The 18,583-nt window shown below is 58.6% G+C and carries 13 protein-coding genes; all 13 read right to left on the reverse strand.

Going from position 1 to position 18,583, the window contains the following annotated elements; translation table 11 throughout:
* Window positions 1-32 precede the first annotated feature (32 nt).
* Entirely contained in the window at window positions 33-653 is a 621-nt protein-coding gene (locus GDA65_10555; protein ID MBA5863133.1) for a hypothetical protein, read from the reverse strand.
* Between the two features lie 59 nt (window positions 654-712).
* The gene (locus GDA65_10560; protein MBA5863134.1) at window positions 713-1,057 is read right to left on the reverse strand and encodes a hypothetical protein; all 345 of its coding nucleotides are present in this window, start codon (window positions 1,055-1,057) and stop codon (window positions 713-715) included.
* A complete protein-coding gene (gene fliS / locus GDA65_10565; GenBank protein ID MBA5863135.1) occupies window positions 1,044-1,436 on the reverse strand; it encodes a flagellar export chaperone FliS in 393 nt (130 codons plus the stop codon). Before fliS ends, GDA65_10560 begins: the two co-directional genes overlap by 14 nt.
* A 15-nt stretch (window positions 1,437-1,451) precedes the next feature.
* Complete coding sequence (gene fliD / locus GDA65_10570) at window positions 1,452-2,846, reverse strand: flagellar filament capping protein FliD (GenBank protein MBA5863136.1); 1,395 nt, start codon at window positions 2,844-2,846, stop codon at window positions 1,452-1,454.
* 27 nt (window positions 2,847-2,873) lie between these two features.
* Window positions 2,874-3,233 (reverse strand): hypothetical protein, encoded by a 360-nt coding sequence (locus GDA65_10575; protein MBA5863137.1) that lies wholly within the window; start codon window positions 3,231-3,233, stop codon window positions 2,874-2,876.
* Between the two features lie 67 nt (window positions 3,234-3,300).
* The gene (locus GDA65_10580; GenBank protein MBA5863138.1) at window positions 3,301-4,128 is read right to left on the reverse strand and encodes a flagellin FliC; all 828 of its coding nucleotides are present in this window, start codon (window positions 4,126-4,128) and stop codon (window positions 3,301-3,303) included.
* A 236-nt stretch (window positions 4,129-4,364) separates the two neighbouring features.
* On the reverse strand, window positions 4,365-4,907 hold the full coding sequence (locus GDA65_10585; protein ID MBA5863139.1) for a hypothetical protein: 543 nt from the start codon (window positions 4,905-4,907) through the stop codon (window positions 4,365-4,367).
* Between the two features lie 45 nt (window positions 4,908-4,952).
* Window positions 4,953-6,629: a hypothetical protein gene (locus GDA65_10590; protein MBA5863140.1), complete on the reverse strand. Its 1,677-nt coding sequence runs from the start codon at window positions 6,627-6,629 to the stop codon at window positions 4,953-4,955.
* On the reverse strand, window positions 6,626-8,443 hold the full coding sequence (locus tag GDA65_10595; protein ID MBA5863141.1) for a glycosyltransferase: 1,818 nt from the start codon (window positions 8,441-8,443) through the stop codon (window positions 6,626-6,628). The genes GDA65_10590 and GDA65_10595 overlap by 4 nt, the downstream gene beginning before the upstream one ends.
* Window positions 8,440-9,741 carry a hypothetical protein gene (locus GDA65_10600; GenBank protein MBA5863142.1) on the reverse strand — a complete coding sequence of 434 codons (1,302 nt, stop codon included), beginning with the start codon at window positions 9,739-9,741 and terminating at the stop codon, window positions 8,440-8,442. Before GDA65_10600 ends, GDA65_10595 begins: the two co-directional genes overlap by 4 nt.
* A complete protein-coding gene (locus GDA65_10605) occupies window positions 9,623-14,923 on the reverse strand; it encodes a glycosyltransferase (protein MBA5863143.1) in 5,301 nt (1,766 codons plus the stop codon). The genes GDA65_10600 and GDA65_10605 overlap by 119 nt, the downstream gene beginning before the upstream one ends.
* Before the next feature lie 102 nt (window positions 14,924-15,025).
* A complete protein-coding gene (locus GDA65_10610; protein MBA5863144.1) occupies window positions 15,026-16,651 on the reverse strand; it encodes a radical SAM protein in 1,626 nt (541 codons plus the stop codon).
* Between the two features lie 72 nt (window positions 16,652-16,723).
* Window positions 16,724-18,562, reverse strand: a complete 1,839-nt coding sequence (locus tag GDA65_10615) for a thiamine pyrophosphate-binding protein (GenBank protein ID MBA5863145.1) — start codon at window positions 18,560-18,562, stop codon at window positions 16,724-16,726.
* Between the last annotated feature and the right edge of the window lie 21 nt (window positions 18,563-18,583).

Consider the following 18,583-nt stretch of genomic DNA (forward strand, 5'->3'; position numbering starts at 1 on the left):
CGGTCGCCGCCCCTACTCTGACACACCACGAATTACAGGTGGCTATGCGAAGCTTTCCTCGTCCGTAGCCGCTCGGCTTGAACCTGAAGGATATGCCGGATAATTAGTTCCTGTTCGTCCCCGCCCAATTCGACAAACTGGGTGGCGAGATGGAATCCTGGCGAGCCGTGTTCGAGCGGCGTCACGCGGATGATCTTGGCCGTGGTTTCGATCATGCTGAACGGCGGCAGGATGACCTTCAGTACGAGAAGATCCTCTGCCTGAAATTCACGGGGTGTGTCGAATCCCAACCCGCCCGCGCTGATATCCACATCGGTCAGTCGCGCGATGGCCACGCTGCCCGGGTGACTCTTTACCAACGACTTGAGAATCGTCTCCAGCATCCAGTCGATTTTCGAAACCCATGGCAGGAGCGGAGAGCTCGCAAACGTCTCTCCCGCCCGAACCAGTAAATCAATGGTCGGCTTCGACACCGCCGTGGCGATGGTGTCTTCTGTCGCCGGCGGCAAGTACCGGTTCATGGCTTCGACAGGTTCGTCGGCTCGTCGGTATTCCAGCAACAAGCGATCGTCGATGCGGAGCCATTCACGCCGCTCCTCATTCTTGATGTCGTTGTGCGGGCGTTGAAGCGGCCGGTCAGGTGAAGGCCTCATACCAAACCTCTCTAGCGGAAAAGAGTACGGGGGAGTCAGGTTCTCTGGCCGCGCGACCCTCAGGCTTCACGATGTATCGTTACACTGTCGGAGGCGAGTTGTCCGCTACTTTCACGTAATTGGCGCAGGTGTCGTTTCACTTGGGCGGCTTCGGCCAATAAACCGGAGATTCCCGCTTGAGCGAGCAGGATGGCCTTGCGAACGTCTTCATCCATGGTCAGAAGCTGTTGCGCGAATGTACGGTCTGGCGGGCAAAGGGCCAGGCTGATCGCGCGCGCGCTATAGCAGGCGTCGACTTGATCCCAGTCGCCGGCCCTGGCGGCGTCCAGAGCTTGAATAGTGAGCCGTTCAATGGAGAGACGATCGTGGGGGGGATTGATATCGGAGAGGCTAGGCGCCGACATGCGCCACCGCTTCTTGCCTTGCCACGACCTGCCATCCTTCCCGCAGGGTCGTCAGACAGCGAATCGGTCCGTCCAGGTGTTTTCCGTTATGCCGGAGATTGGCCTGGATACACTGCTGAACCATGTAGTCGTACAACCGGTGCAGGGACACGGCAATCTCCCCGCCCCGCTCGAAATCCAGGACGCTGGATAACTCTCCAACGATGGCCATGCTGCGGTCGAGGAATCGGGCCTTATCCTTGTAGTTGTTGGTGAGAATGGCCTCCCGGGCAAGCTCCATCGATTGAATGGCGGAATCGTAGAGCAGCACGATCAGTTGCACCCGGCTGGCTGTCATGACTTGCGTCTGTTGATAGGCGTTAGCGGCGGTGGCAATCATGGTGACCTTATCTGGTTATTGTAACGCCCTGAGAGCGCTGGTTTGGCTTTGGAGCTTTTGCAGCAATGAATCAAGCGATGCGAATTGAAGCCGCAGCCGCTCTTCATATTGCGACGCGATGTCTTCCTTGCGCCCGATTTCGTCGGTGAGTTTGCCGATCTGGTTGGTGATAGCCGCCTTCCTGACGGTAAACGCACCGGTATCGACGGCATCGAGAAAATCGACAGCCTTGACGACACGGTCCGCGATGCCGCTTGACGTCGGTTGCGTCACAAACAACGCCTTCGTTGCGCTGTAGTTGCTCGCCAATGCCGCGTCCAATTTGGCATCGTCGATCGTGATGGTGCCATCACGCTCCGTTTTGAACCCGACCGCCCCCACGCTCTTATAGGTGGCCAATCCGCCGACCTCTCCGGAGAGTGCGGTGCGCAACTGGCTCAACACGCTTTTCGCCGTACTCTCATTGAAAAAAATTCCACCGGTCTTCGTCGAAATATCGTACGTCGTCCGCTCATTGACGAACTTCACGATATCGTTGTAGGCGGTCGCCAGAGCCTTGATATTGGTTTTGACGCTGTCGGGGTCGGTGGTGATATTGACTGTGACCGGCTCCGGTGCGGGTGTGGTGACGGTCTTGGATTTCAGGGTGAGGGTGACATCCGGAATGGCGTCGCTGATCACATTGCTTTCACGTTCGATTGAAATCGTCGTCTGATCCGGTTCCCCGATCACGACAATAGCGTTCTGCCCGGCTTGTAGCGTGCTGCGGCCTCCGGTCCCGCTCGTGTTGGTAAAATCTAGACTTGTGGTGTCCGTGACGACCGTCACGGCATTGGCAGCACCCGTTGCGGTGGCGGTGAGGGTCAAGCGATATGCCGGGCTGGACACGGTTCCGGTGTTGATCACGGAGGCGGTCACACCGGCTCCCAGATCGTTGATGGCGGAACGAAGGTCGTCGAGTGTGGCGCCGTCGTTAAGCGTCACGGTTTGAGGCGCGCCGGTTCCAACTTGGAAAGTAAAGGTGCCAGGGCCGCCGGAGACGATCGGAGTCGTCGTGGCTGCGACCGCTTTGGCAGCGTTGTTGGTAATCTGATGCGCTTTGGCTAATTGAGTAACTTGGACCGTGTAACTGCCGGTGGCCGCGCCGACGCCGGCTTGAGCGGTCAATTTGGTCTCGTCGCTGACCGTGGTGGTCGTCCGGTCAAAGCTGTTCGGGAGGCGAAGGGCATTGGCCGCGCTCTGGAGCGCAAGCAGTTTGTTGCCGAGTGAACCGTAATCCGTCAGTTTCGTCTGCAGGTTTTTCTTCTTCGCGTTCAACGCGTCGATGGGCACGCGTTGGACTTTAGCCAACTCAGTGACGACCTGGCCAAAGTCCACGCCATTGCCTAACCCGCCGAAGCTAATCGCCATGACATCCCTTTCATGTCGCGAAGCAGGTTACACCTTGTGGTGCAGGAGCAGCCCGGTGGGCGTTTCCAGCCTCTTCGCGAGGTCGATCACTTCCTGCTGCGGAATTTGGCGGATGATGGTGCCGGAATCGCCGTCCATCACCTTGACAACCACTCGATCCAGATCCGGATCCACGGTGAACTCCAGTCTGGAATCCGCTTTTTGAAACACTTCACGAACCCGTGATAGAGCCTGGTCCAAGTCCTTTGCTTTCGCCTCGCGGGATGTTTCCTGAGGTTCAGGCGCCGGCGCCTCGGCCTTCTTCTCGACAGAAGGTGGCGCCCCGGTATGACTTCCTTGGATGCCGGCTGCGGGGAGGTCTTTATAATTCGAAACCTCGTGGACCATGGTACCCTCCTAGGATCAGTCCGTGGGTAGCCCTCCCTCACGGGAGAGCTACCCGCCGGATGATGCCTTATCCTCGCAGCAGCGCCAACGCTTGCTGTGGCAGCGAATTGGCTTGTGCCAAAATCGCGATGCCGGATTGGGTGAGGATCTGGTTCTTCGTGAACACAGATGTCTCCTGGGCAATGTCCGCATCTCGAATCCGCGATTCGGCCGCGGTGAAGTTTTCGGCCGTGACCGTCAGATTCTGGATCGCGACTTCGAACCGGCTCTGGATGGAACCGTAATTCGCGCGGGCGGTTGCGACTGCGCTGATCGCGCTGTCGATTTTCGCCAGCATCGTCTGCGCGGCCGTCGCCGTCGACACGCTTGCGCCGGTCAAACCGACCGCCGCCACGTCGAGGTCATCCAAGGCCACGTTCAACGAATTGCCCGATCCACTCTTGAAGCCGATAAAGACCTCAAACGTGTTGCTGCTTCCGCTCAGAAGCGGCTGACCGTTATATTCCGTGGTCGTGGAAATCCGGTCGATTTCCGAACGCAATGCCACAAATTCCTGGTCCAGGTAGGAACGCTCGGTCGTTCCCAACGTTCCGCTGGCCGACTGAGTCGCCAACTCACGCATACGAGACAACAAGCTGCCGATCGTCGCCGCCGCACCGTCGGCGACCTGCGTCAAGCTGATGCCGTCACCGGCGTTTCGATTGGCCTGATTGATACTGCGAATTTGCGCCCGCAAGGTTTCGGACACGCCCAAACCGGCCGCGTCATCGGCCGCACGGGTGATCCGCAAACCAGATGACAACCGCTCGACTGAACGGCCCAATTGAGCCTGGTTGACCGCCAGGTTTCGCTGAGCTGCCAGGGACGCAACGTTGGTATTGACTACTAATGCCATGACGTACTTCCTCCTGAAGATTCTGCGCTACTCTCGGAGTCGCCAGCGTCCGTGCCGACGAGGTGGTAATCAGGTCTGGTGGAGATGTGGCCACATCCCCGCTGCGTCTGATTACCGTGTTGCTGTGCCCTTTATCGGTAGGCTGTCAGGAAGACTTAAGCGGTTCAGAAAGTGCAGAAAATGCCTGCAATGAGGAGCAGCGCCAGCCGGTGTGCCCTATCGAATAACAATGAACACTAAGCAGCTAGGCCGGCGTCGGCGAGCCGGGGTAATAATTCGTATTCGAGAAGATCCGCGACACGGATCGCGTCGGCCGTGGTTCGCGCACCCAACAGTTCCTGGATCCAGGGTAGTAACGCGGCTGATGACAGCCCTTCGACACCCTGGGCATGTCCGGCTTCCAACATTTCGGTGTAATCGGCCAGCCGTCCGAGCCAGGCATCGATGGTTCCGACCTGCGCGGTTCCTGAACGCAAGGGAGCAAGCAGCACCTGCCCATCGGTTCGGAGCTCTGCGGCAAATCGTTCGATGGCGTGCTTCGCCTCAATGATGATGGTGTGCAGCGACTGGGAGACGGCCTGCATCGCTCCCACATCCCTGGCCTGTTGATTGAGGAACGGCGGGGTGAGATCGCGGTCGCTGATCGTTTTTCCTCCGATGGTCAACGACGTCACGATGCGATGTTGGGCATGTGCCCTGTCGCTCAATGCCGCCAACGCGTTCATCATCGACGTGTCATCAGGCAACTGCAGCTGTTCGCCATCAAGGGTGATATGCATGATCGGACTCCTTTAGAGAAATTCGCAGGCCACCTGCGTCTCCGGCTAAGCGGAACGCGCCATGGGAAGAGGTCGGGGTTTTTCCCGATGAACCGGTCCTCGGGCGGTGTTGAATGAACGGAAACTGGTTGCCACCGCGCGCAGCCGTTTTTGCCATCGTCGATACGTGGCGAGCCGGGATTGCGCCAGACCGGTCAGTTCGCTTTCATCATCATTGTGGGTATCCCTCACCATCGCCACTGCGAGAGAGGCAGTCGCCGGCGATTGCAGACTGAGCGTCAAGACCGTTTGGCGTTCCGCGCTCTCCTCACGTTGCATCTGTTGTAACGCGGCGATCGGCAACGGGCGTCTGGTCGTGAGGCGGACCAGCTCTTCAGCTTTCGATACCAGCTTCTTTGCCAAAGGCGCCAGGTGCTCGAGCACGGCCAGAGCCTCTGTCCAATCGGGAGGCGGTTCGGGAATACAAGGAACCTGGCTGGCCCGGCCGGTGAATTCTTCAAACCAGAACCGGCGCCAGAAACGACCATACCAATCGACCTGAGGATCTTCCTGCCCGGCATAGAGTTCCGTGCTTCCCAACCCATCCTCATCAGCGCGGGAGCGATAAATTCTCGCTCCTGCAAACGACCGGGGAAATGCGGCTCCCGTGAGCACGTGCACGCACAGCGCAGCGATCTGATCCGGCACGATGCGATCTTTGCAGGCATGATGAAAACAGACTTGATCGAACCCGCAGGGAGCGCATCCGAGATCCGGCTGCACCATCCAATGCCCGGGCCCATAGGGTCCGGTCTCTCGAAAATCGACGTGACCGACTGACAGGTCGAGAACCGGAGTGCCTACTCCCACGGCGAGATGCATGGGGCCTGTGTCGTTGGTCAGCAGGAGTCGACATTGCGACAGCACAGCGGCGAGTTGCGGTAACGAAGTCTTTCCAACCGCGTCGCAGATCGGAGCGGCGCCTCCCGCCTGCCGGTATGTCGTATGAGCGAGTCGAATCGCTTTCCGTTCTTCTTCGGTGCCGATAAACACATAGCCGACGGCTGCCTGCCGACTGAGAGCCGCTAACGTCTGACCAAACAATTCAGGCCGCCAGGCTTTCATCGGGTCGCTGGCGCCGACCTGCACCGCCACCCAGGAACACTTCTCTCCCCCATGGGGTGCCAGAAAGTCTCGCGCCCATTGAGCGGTGTCGGATGCAATATGGAGCGAGAGCGGCGCAAACGGACCGATGCCGCTGCCGCCCAGGGCATAGATGTCGACGAGGTTGAAATGGTTGAAGCGACGTTCATGATGCACATCCGTGAGATACGCCATCCAGGGGTTATGAATGCTCACATCTCCATCTTTCGGGGCGGCGATGCCGCGTATTTCCTTCGCTCCGACGTATGACGTCAGCAGTCCGCTCCGCCGGTTGAAAGTCAGGTTCACGACCCGGTCATACTGGGCTTCAACCAGAGGCGCGGCCCACCTGGCCATCTCCTGGTAGAGGGTCACGACATCCTTCGTTTGCGCGCGACTCTCATCCACCAGGCGATGAAAATCGTACCCGACAATGTGCCGGAGGTGCGGCAGGAGCTTCGCCACTGGAGCAAACCGTTGATCCACGACCAGGTCGACTTCCGCTCCCGGCCATTCGTGCTGGAGGCGCTGGAGCAGCGTGCCCATTTGCACGAGATCGCCCATCCGGGTGATATTGATAAGAAGGACTCGCTTGCTCATAACAGGTCGCGCGTTTCACTCCGGTATTCATCCAACATCAGCACCATCAACTCTTCGCGTTTGAGGGTAGCGGTCGGACCCTTACTTCGAATCCGCGCGGCCACGTCTTTCAATTCGATTCGTTGGCCGTTCGGACAATCTCGCAAGAGAGCCTCCAGGGGACGATCCTCCGCACAGCGCGCCAACAAGGAGTCCCGTTGCCGGTCTCCTCGCAGCACGGATCCGATACGATCCGGCTGCGACAATCCGATCTGTCCCAGGAGATCTTGCATCCGATGCACATAGGTATGCTCACTCAACACACGTGCCCGGGCGGCATTCGCCATGGCCCGGCGAGCCGACGGATCTGCCAGCCATCGTTGTACGAATCCTGGAACATCGCCAAAATCCTTGAACGACACCATCTCCTGCTCAGTGAAAAATTGAGGCAGCTGTGAGCGATGATCAACCAATTGAAAAGCCCCGCAGGCCGCCAATTCAAACGTGCGTGGATTGACGAAGTCGGCTTGGGGATCCAAGCCTGCGCCTGTGGTGGAATGCAGATTCAGATTGATCGCCGTGGCATTAAACACCTTCATACAGGTGGCGGTGTCGATCCGGGACCCGTCCAGTTGCAGAACGGCGCGGAGATCGTCGGCTCCGTCCCATTCATTGCCCCAGAGTTTGAACGACCAGGGCTGGCGGAGCAGCGCCGGAAACAGCCGCCGGCGATTGGCATACCCTGCGCCGACGAACGACACATCGGACCCGAACGTGTGCCGGTCTTCATCCGATAACGTCAGGGGACAATGCAGTTCCGGGTCGGCCGCCATCGGGAGATAACTCACCTGCCGCGCTCCGGCCTGGCGGAACGCGTCCAGGCAGGCGCCCTGCTGAAACACAAACCAAAATTCGTATCCCGGCGCCAACTGCTGCCAGTAGGTCAGATGGCGATAGTTCTCCACGAACCACATCGCGGTGAGAAATTTTTTCTTTCGAAGATGTTCGAGGACCTGCAACGTTAATGGAGCCTGAGCCAGCGAGAGCACGAGATCGGGAGGCGATTCGGCGAGTGTGGCCAAGGTCCATTGACTCAACACATCGGCCATCCGGCCTTGCATCAATTGACGGTTGCGCGCATCTTTCAGTGTCCCCATCACCTCGTAACTTGACGCGTGGACGCTGTGATCGATCCACTGCACCTTGTGGCCGAGTGTTTCCAGGGCCCGTTTCACGTAGCCGGCGATCGGGAGCGATCCCCCGTAAATCGGTCCCACCAGGGCAATTGTCAGTTGGCCGCCGGCCTGGCGGGAAATCCTGCGTCGCAACGCCTCTTCGAAGGCACGGTGGAAATCTGCATCCCACAGGGTTGCCGGCGAATAAGCCAGACAGCGTATCGGGCGGCCTGCTTTGCTCAGTCTCTCCGCAATTTCGGTCGGCGATCCCGGCAACCAGAGAATGGATTCACTCCAGGCCTCGAGCGAGCGTCCTGCAAGAGCATCATGAAATTCGTCGAGGTTTGGAATCAGGACAGCCACTGCCACATCAGGCGCCAACTTGCTTCGAAGCGCCTCGACATGATGGAGCAGCCCTACCCCCGCTACGACGACCGTTTCTCCCGGTTGGCAGGCCGCTGCGTGCGTGTCAGCCCAGGTCTGGGCTTCACGAATGGGGTCGTACGCGCTATGAATCCAGCGACCGGATCGGCGGGCCGAAGGAGAACCGCTTTTCGACGGTTCAATTGTGAGTACTCCGCCGGCAGCGGACTTGACCGTGGTCGCGAGGTCTTGATCTCGTGACGCCAGGCGGTTGAGGTTGTCGTGAAAGATATTCATGCCGCAATCGATTCGCAAAGGACCGGGGCGCAAGCCCGCCAGATGTCCGCACGCGAGGTCTCGACGCCTTCCGTACCAAAGCCGTCATCAAAAAATGCTCCCCATCGATCCATACGACTCCTCCAGAGGGTCCAATCGGCCGCGCGACAGCGCTGGCCGTCGCATATCAGCGCGATGCTCTCCATGATCGGCCAGCGTTGGGGCTGTACATCCGCGGCATGTTGATAGACCCAATGCCCCTCGCCGTAGGGGCCGGTTTCGTGCACCCGGGCACGTGAGAAATACAATCCCACGGCGTGAGTGCCCACCAGCGTGCCGAGATGAAGGGGGCCGGTATCGGCGCCGATGATCCAGTGGCACTTCTGCAGCACGCGCATCAACTGGGACAGGCTTGTGCGACCGGTCGCATCCCATACACGGCCGTGGAGTAACGCGGGAAGTGATTCGAGGATTGCCTGCGCGCGTTCACGCTCTCTTCCGCTTCCGATCAGAACGACGTGTCCTTCCTGTGTCTGTGTCAGGAATTCACGAATCCATTGGCTCCATACGGCCGGCGCCACACACCGGTCCGCCTCCCCTGCCCCGGTGGCCAGCGCAACCCAGAGTCCCTGGCGTTCGCCGACCCCGGCAAGGTCTTCTGGAAGTTCGACTGCCGGAGGCACATGCAACGGCGCCTGTCCTTGCGGCCTCACTCCGCACATACCGCACCAGACGTCAGCGAGATGCACGCGATTCGCCCCTCGTTCTTTGGCGACCTGCCGTAGGTGCTGCACCCATGGACGCATGCTCGCCTCAATGAGATCTGAACCGGTGTCGCGGAAGGGACGGCGTGATAACAGCTGCGTCATGAGGTGGCTTCGTTCGTGTTGGTTCAGAGGATACACCCGTTCATAGGCCGTCTCGCCGAGCGACGCGATATAACTCTGCATCGCCTGCAGGGTGGCAGTCGGATTCGTCTGCCAACTATTCGCCCAGGCTTGCCATTGCGCCCCGTCCCAGGGGATGAGCCGGCCGAGACGACGGGCTCCGGCAAGAACCGCTGTCAGCGGTGCCGCACAGACGACATCCAGTATCCGTTCCGGAGAGGCCTCCTGCAGCGCTTCGATGGCGGGAAGCGTTTGCACCAGATCGCCCAATCGGGCCAGCTGAATCACCAGGTCGCGAGGCGCCGATGAAGACTCATGCGGCATGGTTTGGCACCAGGCGGCGTTCGGATTCGGCCAGTTGCTTCGCCAATTCGTCCATGCCCTCGAACGTCGGCACCATGGCGCGCAACCAGTCATACTCCCGCTGTGCATCCACCCGGCGTCCTGCTCTCAACAGTACTCCGGCCAGGGCAAATCGCACAGCAATATTGCCCGGATTGCGCGCGACAAACGAGGAGAGGCGTGCCGCGAGCGCTTCCCAGCGTTGGAGCATCGTTCCACAACGAAGCAGCCAGTGCATGCATTCTTCGTCATCTGGATCATGAGCACAGAGAGCGACGATTTCCGTCCAAGCTGCCTCCGGTTGATTGCCGCCCATCAAAGCCATCACCAATCCCATCGTCGCTTTTCGTTGATCGGCGCCAAAACGTCGAGCTTGCTCAAACGCCCGTTCCGATTCCGCATAGGCCAGACGTTGCATCGCGACAATGCCGCGCAGGAGCCACCCCTCCCCGTGAGAAGGTTCATGCTCAAGCAGTGCCGCCAGATGATGGTCGGCGTCCTGAAATGCTCCGGTCTCCAATGCCCGTTTCGCTAAACCGATCCTCGCGTAGGGGCATTCCTCTATGCTCAGTATGCGTTTCCAAAATGGAATGGCTAACGTTGGTTGCGCGACTCCGGTACAGAGCAATGCGCCCCAACGCAGAATCCAGGGATCGGACGGCCACTCCTGGACTCGCCGCAAGTAACCGGCGACGGCATCACAGTCCTGCCGCATCCCCGCACGCTGAATATCCGCCAGCATCGATCGCTGAGCCGTAGTTTGCGCGTCGGCAATCACGTCCAGTCTGTAGCTCAGCATCCCGTCCTTGATGTAGCTATGGACCGCATAGCCGTCTTCAAAATGCAGAAGATCTTCGTCGGCCAGCCACCAACAGGCTCCCCAGCGCTCCTGCAGCCGGCGACTATTGTCCTGCTCGTGGGCTTTGCGTCCAGGGGTTTTGCTTTCCAGATGATACAGCACGCTTTGGGGTTGATAGACGACCTTCCAGTCCAGTTTCCTGATTTTGAGACAGAGGTCGACGTCCTCAAAACCATTTCGATAGCCTTCGTCGAATCCACCTGCCTGCTCGAACACATTGCGACGGACAAGCATGCAGGCCGCCGTGACACATTGCATCTCGCGCCGGCGCGACACGCAGGCTGCTTGGGCGTTGCCGCCACGATAGAGATGGTATGGCAGGAACCATTCCCTCGAGAATGCGACACCGGCATGTTGAATCGTACCGTCTTCGTACAACAGTTTGCTTCCCACCACCGCCACGTCGGAATGGGTCTTCACCTCCTCGACGAGCGCACTGAGCCAGCCGGTCTGTGGAATCGTGTCGTTGTTCAGGAAGACGAGGTACTCGCCCTTGGCTGCCTGGGCGCCCTGGTTACAAGCCTTGGCAAACCCGAGGTTCTCGTCGTTGGTGATAATTCTCACGTCGCCGCCAAGGCCGGAGAGAAACGCCGGAGTTCCGTCCGTCGAGTGATTGTCCACCACGATGACTTCGTAGGAGACGCCTTGAGTGACCTCCGCCAAAGCGGTCAAACACTGCGTGGTGAGCGCCAGGTTGTTCCACACCGGGATGATGATGGAACAATCGAACGTCTTGGCCTGCGCGCCAGATCGCATGCCCTCCAGTTTTTTCTGCTGAGCTTCAAGGACGCCGGCAATCCGCTCCGCATAGGGCCGGTATTTTTTGTAGATAATCTCCGTCGTGCGGCGATATGTGTCAGATGTGCTGCTCGTCATCGAGGACCCGTCACGGCGCCAGGTGAATGCCGCCGTGATCTTCTGAATATGCAGAAACGGGTGTACTGTTGCCATTCGAATCCAGAGATCCCAATCTTCGTGAGCGAAGAGCGATTCGTCGAAGACGCCGGTTTGCTCAAGGCAACGTTTCTCATGCATCACACACAGGACCGGGAAATAATTGCTGATCAACAGGTCGATACAATTGAAGTCACGGGAGTACGGCAGGTCGCGTCCGACGGCAACGTAGTGATCGCCCTGTCGCTCCTCATGGATCCGCCAGGCATCCGTATAGGCAATTTTATGCTGACCATCCCTGAGCGCGGTGACCAAGGTCTCTAGGTGTTCCGGAAAGTAAGTGTCGTCGTCATCGAGGTAGGCGATATAGGTGCCTTTAGCGACCCGCAACCCCGTATTCCGAGCCGCCGCAAGTCCACGGTTGCGATCGTGACGTATCGTCGTGATACGACCGTCAGTGTTGAGCGGCGCGACCACCTCGCTCACATCGAGCGTGCCGTCGTTGACGACGATGATTTCAAAATCGTGAAATGTTTGTCCAAGAATGCTCAGCAGCGCCGTACGAAGGCGATCCGGTCGATCGCAGGTCGGCACAATGACTGTCACGGCCGGCGCAGAGTCGAAGGGCAGTGCCGATACTGCTCCCTGCTTGTTCGGCGCCTGCCAGACGGAGACTTGGTAAAATGGGATTAGCTTACGAGATTCGTAGTCGGACGGCATCGGTGCCGGGAGAAACCGAAAATTCGGCAGTTCAATACAGACACGGTTGCGTCCGCGACAGGTGAACAGATTTCCGGCGAAGAGCCGGCTGACGTCGTCTTCCGACAACCAATCTTCGACGGGTTGGTTCGGCGGGGCGATCTTCTGCCACAGGTCAAATACTTCCCGGCGTGGTGTCGTGATAATCACATGACCTTGTGGCTTGATCAAGCGACGAAGCACTCGCACAAATTCCGCTTGTTCCGGCCGCGGAACATGTTCGATGACTTCAGAGCTCAGGACGACGTCGAAGGGTGTGAAAGCCGGTTCTCGCAATAGCGTGTCGGCCGTTCCCGAGTAAAAGCGTACATGTGGGAACAGCTTGCGTGCATAGGCCACCACACCGCTCACCGGTTCGACTCCTGTGCAGTCACCGTAACCGGAGGCGAGGTTTGCCAGCCATCCCCTTCCGCATCCCAGATCCAAAATGCGAAGACGTTCTGAATTGCCATGCTTCGATCGCTCGCGAACGAGATGTTCAAGAATCGACGCGATTTTCACCCAGCGGGCCGTTTCATCGTTGTTCGGCTCAGGCGTCGACCATTCCGGGTTTCGAATGAAGAGGTCTTCATAATATCCATCGTCGTGCTCATGTTCGGTTGGCATGACCGGTCCGGAGGCAGCCACGTGTGACGGCGTGATCTGGGCCGCCATCGGCTTTGGAGCCGTCTCATCTTTCTGGACGGCAGAATGTGCCAGACGGTGAAAGGTGGCCAATAACTCATCGTCGCCATGAATGGCATACGTTCGATCAAGCTGCTGCTTCTGCTCCACCGTGATCTGTGATAACAGGCGCGCAGCCTGTGCACGCTGTGCCTCGCTGAATAGATCAGGGTGGTGAAATGTGAGGTGCGCCTGTACGAGCGCCATGTTCGAGTGCACTTGGGCCACCATTGATCCGGCTCTATTCCGATACTGAAACAAAGGCTTTTCGATGTGAAAAGAGCGGAATCCTCGTTTGGCCGCAGCAAGCCAAAAATTCCAGTCCTCGGCGCCGATATACATTGCGCGAGAGTATCCCCCCACGGCCTGCCAGACCTCTCGCCGGTAGAGTGAACAATAGTCATGCACGTTTCCCTGCAGGAGATTGGATACGTTCGAGATGCCTTTGCGATGAATATGGGATGTCACGCCGAAATTCTGTTCATCCACATACACGATGGAGACGTCGGGCTGTTGCTGCAGCACGGCAGCGGTGTCTTTGAGAAAGTCGGGGTGCAGACGATCGTCGGCGTCCAATGGAAGGATATAGCGCCCCTGTGCTTCCCGTATGCCGGCGTTTCGCGCGTCCGCTAATCCACCATTTGCTTTTCGAATCACTCGGAGACGTTTGTTGGGATATCGGGCGACCAATTGTGCGGCGATGATGGGGGTGTTGTCGGGGCTCCCGTCATCGACGATAAGGCATTCCCAATTGTCATAGGTCTGTGCGATCACGCTCTCCACGGCATCGGAAAGAAAATGCGCTTGCTGGAAACAAGGAATGATGATGGAAATGACTGGGGGCGATAGGGGGGACACTGCATCGCCTCCTGTCGCGGGCCGACTCGCGACATCTACGTGTGTTGCCGTCATCGTGCGGTCATGAGCCGGCGCCGGAGCAGTATGCCCTACGTGATCGGCATGGAACGAAGGTTCTGTGCCTGAGGTCATCCATTCGAGCATCTGCCCGATGCGTACTTCAGCGGTATGATGGCTCCTGACCTTACGGTTGGCGTTCGTCGCCAGCTGCAAGGCAAAGTCTCGATCATCCTGCACCCGGGTAATGTGCGATGCGAGAACGCTCGGATCATCTTGATTGAACAACAAGATGTCCTTGCTGTCCTCGAAAAGAGAGCGATTCCGTGGACGGTTGGGGATGTCCCAGGATATGACCGGCCTTCCAACGGCCATGGCTTCAAGCACACGGCCACCATAGCATTTCGCGAATCCGGGCAGGTTGATGATACAGGCCCAGCGCGTGAGTTCTTGCATCCATTGCGTACACTCTGCCAGACGAATCTGCCGGAGTTCCGACAGATAGTGAGGCAGGAAGGCTTCCACCTCGGCCGGTGTCTTTTTCAGCACCTGCGCCGCTCGGGCTTGGAGCCGGTCGAATGCGCGATGAATGTCCGTCGTTTGTGAGCCTGGCGAGATCAGTCGGCCTTTCAATGCTGGATGCTCCAGCCAAGCGCGGCGATGGCCATAGAGAGTGCCATGAAATGCTGCGACATGATTCTCAGCTTGGGATGTCGGAGGGAGCATGAATCGCTCTGGAACGAACGTGGGACACCACGTGGCTTTCGCAATCCCCTTCTTTACAAGCGCGTCTGAATCCAGTTCGTCACAGGTCAACACGTGGGTCAGGCATTGCATCTGCCGCTCTACGACGGCTGCCCGGCGGAGCGTAATGGGTGAAAATCGATGTTCCTCATCAGAATATGAGAGCGACTCCATGACATATCCGACACGTATCGGTGCGAGCGACGCGATCCATTCCAGGAAGTCTGCGTCGAAATCGTAGTGCACAAGCCAGACCCATACGAGATCGAAGCGCTTTCCTTTGCAAAGCTGCCGCGCATGCTGCAACCATGACGCGAGCGAAGGAGCCGACGGCGAAGGTGGAATTGCCGGAATGGTGTGGCATTCGAATCCGTGAGCCTCGAGTCCATCGCGCACGCCAAAATTAGCGCTATAGGTCCATGGACGAGCCATTTCCCATGTGGCAAACTCCAATTGAATGAGTAACGCCTGCGGTTTGCCTTGTGCGCTCAGGGACATGGTTGCTCCTCCTTCGAATCTCCTCGGTCACGTCTGCTCAATCTGCCAATCAACTCCCAGCCGTTTCCCGCATGTGTGCAGCGTCTGCGTTTCCATCAGCAACTAGCCGTTGGGGTTCGTGGGGTGGCCGAAATGGCCAGCCGGCGCGGGTGCCGTTTTTGACGCGGAGGCGATGGTCAACAGCGGAGCCGCGCTGCTTGAGCCGGTCGGGCCGACTCCCACGGGCTGCGCGCGCATGGCCGGTTCCTGAATGCGACCGAAGGCCCCGTCTCCCAGGCTGATGAGTTGTTCCTGCGATGCCTGTCCCGATCCTGCGAAGAGCTTTTTAGAAAGAAGCCGCGCAACACGGACCAGCATGAGCGAGCCACCAATGACTCCATGCTTTTGCAGCATGGGAATCCAACGCCAGGGGGCGGAGTAGATGCTCACGAATCCTTCGTTCTGCAGGTCGATCAGGTCATTGGGCGACAGCTCCCCCACCGTGGTGACGGCCGATCCATAGCGTCGGTATTCGGAGAAATCCTGCGTCATCAACCGGACACCCTTTTCGCCGTTCACCGCCAGTTTGTGAAACTCGGTTCCGGGATAGGGCACCGCGATGGCAAAGTTCGCCTGTTTGACTTCTCTGGCTTGCCGTAGGAATTTCAACGTCGCCCGGACCGTCGCCCGGGTTTCTCCCGGCAACCCGATCATCACGGAGTTCAACGCCTCGACCCCGTACGTGTTGCAGATGCCGTTCGCTTTGACGTAGTGCTCCAGCGGGACCTGCTTCTTCATCGTCCGCCGTATTTCGGGATCGACAGTTTCGAGTCCGAACGACAGACGAATGAGGCCGCTTTTGACCAATCGGGCAATGACGTCTTCCTCGACGAGATTCGCCCTGGTGCTACCCTCGAATGTAATCTGCAAGCCTTCCCGATCGATGAGGTCGCAGATCTCCAGAATGTGGTCTTTCCACAGGGTCATCACATCGTCGACGATGTAAAAGTGCCGGGTGCCGAACATCTCCACGACCTGTTTCATTTCATTCACGACTGATCGTGGGGAGCGCACACGCATCTCCGTCGTCTTCAGCGCTTCGGATGCGCAGAAGATACATTTCCAGGGACAGCCGCGCATGGTTTGAATCGATGTGAATGGCAGACGTCCGCGGAGCGTGCCGAGCTTGTACCGGGACATCGGCAGTCGATGCCGTGCAGGGATCGGCAAGGCGTCGAGATTCGTGATGTCTGCGGGTTGACCGGTCGAGACGACCTTACCGTCTCGTCGATAAATAATCCCGGCAACTGCCGACAGATCCTTGCGCTGTCCATACGCATTCAGAAATTGCGGCCAGGACTCTTCCGCCTCCCCGATGAAGGCATAGTCGAAGCAGCCCAGGAGCGCCTGCTCCTTCATGATGGTGATATGAGGGCCGCCGACAGCGATGGGAATGTCCGGTGCCAGACGTTTGATGCCCTCCGCCACAGTTTTACTGAGATGGAAAAATGGGCTTGTCGCGGTAAAGCCGATGATATCGGGCTTCATGGCGACTGCACGTTGGACCATCTCGTCCAACGGCACCTGCTCGGATTCGCCGTCGAGGATCGTGACGTTGTGCCCGTGGCGTTCGGCAATGGCGGCCAGCAGCGCGAGGTTCAGCGGCGGCCAGGTCGAATTCCGGCGGGCGAAATGGCCGAACAGTCCGTAGGCCCCGGTCCATGTGGGATACAGCAACAACACGTTCATAGATCACCTCAGGTGAGCGACGAGAGACCCATCACCAACAACCCGGCCCGGCACATTCATATGATTGATCCCTTAGGGCTGCGACTGATCCGTCCGGCGCACGACATCGGGGTATTCCGGGTTCATCCACCCTTCTGTCGGCTCGATGACCATATTGGCGCGGAATTCTTCGCGCGGCAGATAGGGATACATATCCTCAATCGGCGTCTTCCAGCCGAAGATCCTCGGCTCATAGGTGTGGAACTCGTGCATGTCCACATCGCACACGACCGGACCGTCGAACGCCAGCACCTCGTCGATCTTCGCGTCCATCTCAGCATGGTTCGCGATGGCGATGGTTTTGATGCCGTAGGCCTGGACGATCTTGAGGAAGTCCGGCGGGGTGTACCCTTTCGGTCCGCAGGCTTCCGCACGGCCCTGAAAGTTCGTCTCCTGATACGCCTTGGTGATGCCGTAGATGCGGTTATTCAGAATGAACGTTTTGACTTTGACGCCATAGTTGAGGAAGGTCTGGAGTTCCTGGGGGTTCATATTGAATCCACCGTCTCCGATTGTGCAGACGACTTGACGGGTCGGCGCGGCAAACCAGGCGCCCATCGCCCCGGCGAAAGAGAATCCCATAGGAGAATTGCCGTTGTTGGTCAGATTCCGCTGGCCATATTTCGTTTCGAAGGCATGATTGCTGACGACGATGTTTCCGCCGCAATCCCCGACCAGGATGTCGGTGGCGCCCATTTTCTCGGACAAGCGCCGCATGAACGCATAGGGGTGCACGCGCTCGCGCTGCGCGAAGAACTCGGGGCGCACCGGATCGTACCGTCGTTTCCATTCCATAACCCGGCCGGTCCAGGCGGAAAAATCCGGCGCAGGCTTGCTGCGTCGATCGAGCGCGATCAGCAGGCGCTGCGTAAAGACTTTGGCGTCACAGAGAATGTTGACATCAAACGGCACCTGCTGGAACTTTCGCTGCACCATGGCCGGATCGATCTCGACGAGATACTTCCTGGCCTGTCGCGCAAAACTCTGCACGTTGCCGCCGGTGATTCGCCCGGAGATGCGGCTCCCGATGGACAACAGCAGGTCGCTGTTCTGAATGCCGAAATTGCGCCCCGCGCCGCCGTAGGTCCCGACCCGTCCGCCATAGTTGTCATAGTCGGAACTGATGACATCCAAGGCATTCCAGGTTGGGAAACAGGGCACGTTCAATCGCTTGCCCAAGGCCCGCACATCGTCCTGCGCATCGGCCAGGCGCACGCCTCCGCCTACGAGAATCACCGGGCGTTCCGCTTGTTGGAGGTCACTGATGAAGCGGGCGATCTGCTGGTCAACGACCGTGAGATCGAAACTCATCGCCGCCGGCGGTTCAAAACCCGTGAGCTGTTTGGCATCAATCAGGGCTTTTTGGACATTGAGCGGAATATCCAATAACACCGGTCCCGGCCGTCCCTCCTGGCACATCCACAGAGCCTTTTCGAGTTCAAACCGGACGTCTTCCGGATTCACGATCATCTTAGCGTATTTGGTGACCGGCGCCGCCATTGCCACAATGTCCGTTTCCTGGAATCCGATTTGCCGGATCGATGGGTCGGGGCGGAGAAAGCGCGAGTTGATCTGGCCGGTGAGGAATACGCAGGGCACCGAATCGTAGAAACAATTTCCCATGGCCGTCAGCAGGTTCATCCCGCCCGGTCCGCTGGTCGCGATGGCCACACCGGGAATCCCCTTCACTTTGGCATAGGCTTCAGCCGCAAACCCGCCGGCCTGTTCATGCATGACCGCCACATATTCGGTGGCCGCGGTTCTGGTGAACGCGTCGATCAAGTCACCGTTGGCGGCGCCGTACACCACGAACATTTTGTCGATGCCTCGCTCGGCCAGGGTATTGATGATGTAATCGGCCACCTTGATCATGGATGCTCCTTTCCCTGCGCC

The organism is Nitrospira sp. CR1.1 (assembly GCA_014055465.1).
In the GTDB taxonomy this organism is placed as follows: domain Bacteria; phylum Nitrospirota; class Nitrospiria; order Nitrospirales; family Nitrospiraceae; genus Nitrospira_A.

Bases quoted from the DNA above. Each gene is read 5' to 3' on its own strand.
- GDA65_10555 (MBA5863133.1), bottom strand. From the start codon at position 653: ATGAGGCCTTCACCTGACCGGCCGCTTCAACGCCCGCACAACGACATC.
- GDA65_10560 (MBA5863134.1), bottom strand. From the start codon at position 1,057: ATGTCGGCGCCTAGCCTCTCCGATATCAATCCCCCCCACGATCGTCTC.
- fliS (MBA5863135.1), bottom strand. From the start codon at position 1,436: ATGATTGCCACCGCCGCTAACGCCTATCAACAGACGCAAGTCATGACA.
- fliD (MBA5863136.1), bottom strand. From the start codon at position 2,846: ATGGCGATTAGCTTCGGCGGGTTAGGCAATGGCGTGGACTTTGGCCAG.
- GDA65_10575 (MBA5863137.1), bottom strand. From the start codon at position 3,233: ATGGTCCACGAGGTTTCGAATTATAAAGACCTCCCCGCAGCCGGCATC.
- GDA65_10580 (MBA5863138.1), bottom strand. From the start codon at position 4,128: ATGGCATTAGTAGTCAATACCAACGTTGCGTCCCTGGCAGCTCAGCGA.
- GDA65_10585 (MBA5863139.1), bottom strand. From the start codon at position 4,907: ATGCATATCACCCTTGATGGCGAACAGCTGCAGTTGCCTGATGACACG.
- GDA65_10590 (MBA5863140.1), bottom strand. From the start codon at position 6,629: ATGAGCAAGCGAGTCCTTCTTATCAATATCACCCGGATGGGCGATCTC.
- GDA65_10595 (MBA5863141.1), bottom strand. From the start codon at position 8,443: ATGAATATCTTTCACGACAACCTCAACCGCCTGGCGTCACGAGATCAA.
- GDA65_10600 (MBA5863142.1), bottom strand. From the start codon at position 9,741: ATGCACAGCGGGAGTATGACTGGTTGCGCGCCATGGTGCCGACGTTCG.
- GDA65_10605 (MBA5863143.1), bottom strand. From the start codon at position 14,923: ATGTCCCTGAGCGCACAAGGCAAACCGCAGGCGTTACTCATTCAATTG.
- GDA65_10610 (MBA5863144.1), bottom strand. From the start codon at position 16,651: ATGAACGTGTTGTTGCTGTATCCCACATGGACCGGGGCCTACGGACTG.
- GDA65_10615 (MBA5863145.1), bottom strand. From the start codon at position 18,562: ATGATCAAGGTGGCCGATTACATCATCAATACCCTGGCCGAGCGAGGC.